The sequence below is a fragment of the Methylobacterium sp. J-030 genome (genome assembly GCF_022829545.1).
Classification (GTDB): domain Bacteria; phylum Pseudomonadota; class Alphaproteobacteria; order Rhizobiales; family Beijerinckiaceae; genus Methylobacterium.
Map to the genome: position 1 here is coordinate 1 of NZ_JAKSYM010000305.1, position 395 is coordinate 395.

General features: G+C 64.1%; 1 protein-coding gene. It reads left to right on the top strand.

The window, feature by feature from the left end:
• Positions 1-207: 207 nt before the first annotated feature.
• The coding region (locus MKK75_RS22990; RefSeq protein WP_244044833.1) for a hypothetical protein at positions 208-395 on the top strand (188 nt) is incomplete at its 3' end.

Genomic DNA, 395 nt, shown 5'->3' on the forward strand with positions numbered 1-395 from the left:
TTGGCAGAAGCAGACACTGCCATCGCGCTCGCTCACGATCAGAAGCAGCCGTACCGGGGGCGGCAAGCTGCACGGGACCCTCAATCGTTGCAAGCACAGTGTGCAACGACCCGCTCGACGCGCTCCCATTCCTGTGACGGCGACACGACCCCGGAGGATCTGGACACGCTCGTGCGGCTAGGCCGGCGGGTGGGGCACGCCAACTTCATGCCTATCGGTGTCAGTTTCGTCGGCCTCCCGTTCGAGGTCGTCGCCGCGCTATCATGTACTCTGGGAGCCGTCTGCGTTCTGGGGCGCCGCCAGCAACGTCTCATCGTCTGCGCCATCCTATACGTCCGCGTCCCCGTCCATGCAGTTCTGCACGGCGATGATGCGGTCAATCTAGTTAAGGCCGG